We start from the raw sequence: 5,495 nt of genomic DNA, 5'->3' as shown, positions 1-5,495 counted from the left end.
CCGTTGAACTGTATTCGGGTGCCCCCTTAGCTCAGTTGGTTAGAGCGACGGACTGTTAATCCGCAGGTCCCCCGTTCGAGTCGGGGAGGGGGAGCCAATCATAAGAATTTCATAGACATTTCAGTAATTTTCCACTACTCTTCTGCTTTATAACTAAAACATAATATCTATTCTAATGTGTTGCTATTAGTTGAATGATCAAGGACCTGATTCCTTTCCTTTTGAACTATTAAAAGATTGATAACATGGCTGGCTTTAAAAAACTTATTTTTATACAAATCCTGTCTTGGCTTGTATGTGTTGCGGCTGGAAGCTACTTCATATCTGTAAGCTTTAATAATGCAGTAAGTGAAGCACAAACTTCAGCACAAACCAGTGTAACACGTTACATTAACAGCTTAACAAGTGATGAGCTTTCGCCTGAAAGTATAAAAAAAGCGATTGGCGATGGTAAAACGTTTTCAAGCTTTATACTAAGAGACTACCAAGGGGCTGAAGTATTTTCAGTTAACTCCCCTACCCAGCTACCCATGTTTGCTGAATTTATTCAATCTAGCTTTAATTCGGTTCGCCCACAGTTTGCCGTTAACGACGCTGCAGATATAAAAGTAGAATTTACCCTCAACATTGAACGTTTAGCGCAGCAGTTACAAACCTCGTTATTTATAGTTATATTTATTTCTGCCTTTTTAGTGATTATTCCTATCATATTAATGAAGTCTATTTTTCATAGCTTAAATAAAAATATCAGCATGACCGTTGCCGATGTAATAGACATTTACATTAACCAAAATCAAATTGGCGACGACTTAGACACCGCACTTGATGCCAGTAAAATGAAAAAGCTAGGTAAAGATTTAGTCCCGAGCTTTAATCGCCTTTCGCATTTTTTAAAAAATAAAAATGATGATATTCAAAACGCTGCCCTAAGTATCAAACAAGAAGCCTATAAAGATGTAATTACCGAATTAGGTAACCGTAATATGTTTGTTGAATATTACGAAAAACACATCGAAAACAGTGAGCGCAGTACGTTTGGATCGTTAGCGCTTGTACGCTGTAGTGAGCTGCAAACTATAAACCAAAGCCGTGGCTACCAAAAAGGTGATGACTACGTTAAAGGTGTGGCGGATATAATTAAGCATATAAGCGGCACTTACACCGGCAGCCAAGTATTTAGGCTAAATAGCTCAGACTTTGCCATTGTACTGCCTAATACCCCACTTAAAGAAGCAGAGCGTTTTGGTGAAAACCTGCAATCCCGCTTTACTCAATATCAACAAAATCAAGAGCTAAGCTCTGTGGCTAATACAGGTATTGTGGGCTACGAAAAAGGCAAACCGCTGGGTGAGCTATTATCGGTTGTCGATAACGCAATGAGCATGGCGCAATCTAAGCAAGTAAATGCATGGCATGTGCAGCGCGAAACCGATTTAGTTAATAATGTAAGTGCTGGGTTTGGTAACCAGAACTGGCGTAAAGTGATTAACGAAGTAATTGAATCAAAACGTGTTCACTTAGTAATGCAAAATATTATGCCGCTGGGTAAAAGTATTAAGGCGTATGCAGAGATACAAGTGCGCTTTAAAACCGAAGATAACCAAGTGCTTCCTACGGCCTCGTTTTTAGCCATGGCTGAAAAACTCGATATGGCCATAGAAATTGACCGCTTAATTATTGACTCATCACTTGAAAAAATTAAAAGCCGTAACCTCTCTGAAAAGTTTTTTGGCCTGAATGTAACCGCATCAAGTGCACATAACGATCAATTTGTTATTTGGTTAGAGCGCCGCTTATTAAAAGATACGCATATAGCCTCTAAATTAGTATTTGAAGTAAGTGAGTTTGGCCTACAGCAAAATATTAAAGCCAGTAAACGTTTTATTGATATGGTGCATCGCGTAGGTGCCCGCGTAACGGTTGAACGCTTTGGTGTTGGACTAACGTCGTTTAAGTTTTTCCGTGATTTAAAACCAGACTTTATTAAAATGGATGCAAGTTACACCCGCGGCCTAGAAGATGATAAAAACAATCAATACTTTATGCGCCTAATGGTTGATTTAGCCCACCGCATTGGTGTGAGTGTGTTTGCAGAGGGCGTTGAAAGCCAAGAAGAAAAACACATAGTAGAAACGCTTTGCCTAGACGGCGTACAAGGTTATTACATAGAAAAACCTAAAGATATTTAGCACCTACCCTTAATGAAAGTAAAAAAGAGCACATGTGCTCTTTTTTGCGTTTAACTGTTTAATTTTTCGCTTACTTTAAAATCACATAAATTTTACAGCTTTGTGATCGCTTAATTATTTTACTGTGTTTATTTAACTGATAACGACTCGCATATGTTGTTTATCGGGGCAGAAAAAAGGATAATACACAGGATTTTAATAGCGCGAGGCACACATGACAGAATATGTCTTGTTATTGATTGGAACCGTTCTAGTTAATAACTTTGTATTAGTACAATTTTTAGGCTTATGTCCATTTATGGGTGTATCAGGCAAGCTTGATACCGCTATTGGTATGTCTTTAGCAACCACGTTTGTGCTTACCCTTGCCTCTGTTACAAGCTATTTAGTTAATCAATATATTTTAGCGCCGCTAGATATCGAATTTTTACGCACCATGAGCTTTATTTTAGTGATTGCCGTTGTGGTGCAATTTACCGAAATGGTTGTGCGTAAAACTAGCCCGACTTTATACCGTTTACTGGGTATATTTTTACCGCTGATCACCACTAACTGTGCGGTATTAGGTGTTGCGCTTCTTAACATAAAAGAAGATCACACCTTTTTACAATCGGCCGTGTATGGTTTTGGCGCAGCCGTTGGCTTTTCATTAGTACTTGTATTATTTGCAGCGCTGCGCGAACGCCTTGCTGCTGCAGATGTTCCTACCCCGTTTAAAGGCGCCTCAATAGCTATGATCACCGCCGGCTTAATGTCGATGGCGTTTATGGGTTTTACCGGATTAGTGAAGTTTTAATATGACCTTAATGTATGCCTTGATAGCGCTTGGCTCGCTAGCGCTTGTTTTTGGACTTATTTTAGGCTTTGCAGCTATTCGCTTTCGTGTAGAAGGCGACCCAATTGTTGAGCAAATAGATACCATTTTACCGCAAACCCAGTGTGGCCAGTGTGGCTATCCGGGCTGTCGTCCCTACGCTGAGGCAATTGCCAACGGAGATGAAATTAATAAATGCCCACCAGGCGGTGAAGCAACGGTTAAAAAGCTGGCCGATTTAATGGGCGTAGAGCCTAAACCGCTTGCCGGTGGCGAACAAGCAGAGCCGATAAAAACAGTGGCCTATATTCGCGAAGACGAGTGCATAGGCTGTACTAAGTGTATTCAGGCATGCCCTGTGGATGCCATTGTCGGTGCTACACGCCAAATGCACACTGTACTAATAGAAGAATGTACCGGCTGCGATTTATGTGTAGAGCCCTGCCCTGTAGATTGCATTGATATGCTGCCTGTAGCCGAAACAAAACAAAACTGGAAATGGCAACTTGATGCTATTCCTGTCACGCAAATAGATTAGAGGTTTGAGTGGAAAAGTTACTTGAACAAATTAAAAAAGGCACTGTTTGGGCATTCCCGGGCGGCGTGCATCCACCACAACAAAAAACACTCTCTAACAGTGCGCGTATTGCTAGGCTTCCTCTACCTGATAAGTTAGTTGTACCAATTAAACAGCACATTGGTGCTAACGGTAAATTAATTGTAGAAAAAGGCCAACAGGTATTAAAAGGCCAAGCACTTACCGTGCCCGTTGCGAATTGGTCTGTGCCTGTACATGCGCCCAGCTCTGGCACCATAACAGATATTGCTTCTATGCCTTCGGCACATCCATCGGCTTTACCTGAGCTAAGTATTATTATTGAGCCTGATGGCAAAGATCAATGGTGCGAACTAACCCCAACACCTAACCCAAGTGAGCTTAGCCACGATGAATTAGTCGATATAATTCATCAAGCAGGTATAAGTGGTATGGGTGGAGCAGGCTTTCCTACTTATGTAAAAGCCGATATAAAACAACCTATTGAGTTTTTAATTGTTAATGCTGTTGAGTGCGAACCATACATAACAGCCGACGATGTGTTAATGCGTGAACATGCCAAGCAAGTAGTGCAAGGCATTGAGTTAATGCAACAAATTTTAAATCCGACACTGTGTATTGTTGGCATTGAAGATAATAAGCCCGAAGCCATAGCGGCTATGAAAAGTGCCGCAGAGCACAACGCCAATATTGTTATTCAAACGGTGCCTACTGTTTATCCATCGGGTGGCGAAAAACAATTAATTAAATTACTTACAAACCGTGAAGTACCCAGTGGCGGTATTCCTGCCGATATTGGTATTTTAGTACACAACACAGGAACTTTGTTTGCTGTGCAACAAGCGGTGTACGAAGGTAAACCGCTTATAGAGCGCGTTGTTACAGTAACAGGTAACACCATTCATAATGCAGGTAATGTATGGGCATTATTAGGCACCGAAGTTAAGCACCTGCTTGATTGCCAAGGTTTTTCACCCGTACCCCAGCAGCGCGTTGTTATGGGCGGGCCGATGATGGGCTTTACCTTACCGACTGTGCGTATTGGGGTAATTAAAACCACCAACTGTATTTTAGCCCCCGATCATAAAGAGCTTGCAGAGCCAGGGCCTGAAAAAGCCTGTATACGTTGTAGTGCCTGTGCAGATGCCTGCCCTGCTTCGTTATTACCCCAGCAATTACAATGGTTTGCAAAATCAAAAGAATACGACAAATTACAAGAGCACAACTTATTTGATTGTATTGAATGTGGCGCGTGTGCGTATGTATGCCCAAGCGAAATTCCATTGGTGCAGTATTACCGCGTAGCAAAAGTAGAAATAAAAGAGCAGCAAGCCGAAAAAATTAAAGCCGATAGAGCAAAAGAGCGCTTTGACGCCCGTAAAGAACGCCTAGAGCGCGAGCAACAAGAACGTCAAAACCGCCATAAACGTAAACCAGCGGCAAAAACATCAGATGAAAAACAAAAAGTAGCGGATGCCCTTGCCCGCGTTAAGAGCAAATCATCGAATGGCGATGAAAAATCTGCTGTAGCCGCTGCAATTGCCCGCGCCAAAGCGAAAAAACAGCAAGGTGAAGAGTTAGAGCCAGATAACAGTGAAGTAGCTAAAGAGCGCGCACTACGTAAAGAAAAAGCACGTAAATATAAAGAACAAAAAGCTGCCGAGGGCGAGTCATCATCAGCACCTGATGATAAAAAGTCAGCCGTAGCTGCTGCTATTGCACGCGCTAAAGCGAAAAAAGCGGCGCAAGCTGAGCAAAGCGCTGAGCCACAAAGCGATGAAGCAACCGCTCCAGCTGATGACAAAAAAGCTGCGGTAGCTGCTGCTATTGCCCGTGCTAAAGCTAAAAAAGCTGAGCAAAGTGCAGAGCCACAAAACGATGAAGCGCCCGCCCCAGCTGATGATAAAAAAGCTGCGGTAGCTGCTGCTATTGCTCG

General features: G+C 42.1%; 4 protein-coding genes. All 4 read left to right on the top strand.

Going from position 1 to position 5,495, the window contains the following annotated elements:
- Window positions 1-245: 245 nt before the first annotated feature.
- The gene (locus CWC04_RS17515; RefSeq protein WP_138580029.1) at window positions 246-2,189 is read left to right on the top strand and encodes an EAL domain-containing protein; all 1,944 of its coding nucleotides are present in this window, start codon (window positions 246-248) and stop codon (window positions 2,187-2,189) included.
- Between the two features lie 214 nt (window positions 2,190-2,403).
- Window positions 2,404-2,985 (top strand): electron transport complex subunit RsxA, encoded by a 582-nt coding sequence (gene rsxA / locus CWC04_RS17510; protein ID WP_004589478.1) that lies wholly within the window; start codon window positions 2,404-2,406, stop codon window positions 2,983-2,985.
- Between the two features lies 1 nt (window position 2,986).
- Window positions 2,987-3,541: an electron transport complex subunit RsxB gene (gene rsxB / locus CWC04_RS17505; protein ID WP_004589479.1), complete on the top strand. Its 555-nt coding sequence runs from the start codon at window positions 2,987-2,989 to the stop codon at window positions 3,539-3,541.
- Window positions 3,542-3,549: 8 nt separating this feature from the next.
- A partial coding sequence (gene rsxC, locus CWC04_RS17500) for an electron transport complex subunit RsxC (RefSeq protein WP_138686025.1) occupies window positions 3,550-5,495 on the top strand: 1,946 nt, incomplete at its 3' end.

The sequence above is a fragment of the Pseudoalteromonas sp. S2893 genome (assembly GCF_005887105.1).
Classification (GTDB): Bacteria; Pseudomonadota; Gammaproteobacteria; order Enterobacterales; family Alteromonadaceae; genus Pseudoalteromonas; species Pseudoalteromonas atlantica.
This window is presented reverse-complemented; position numbering and strand designations above follow the sequence as displayed.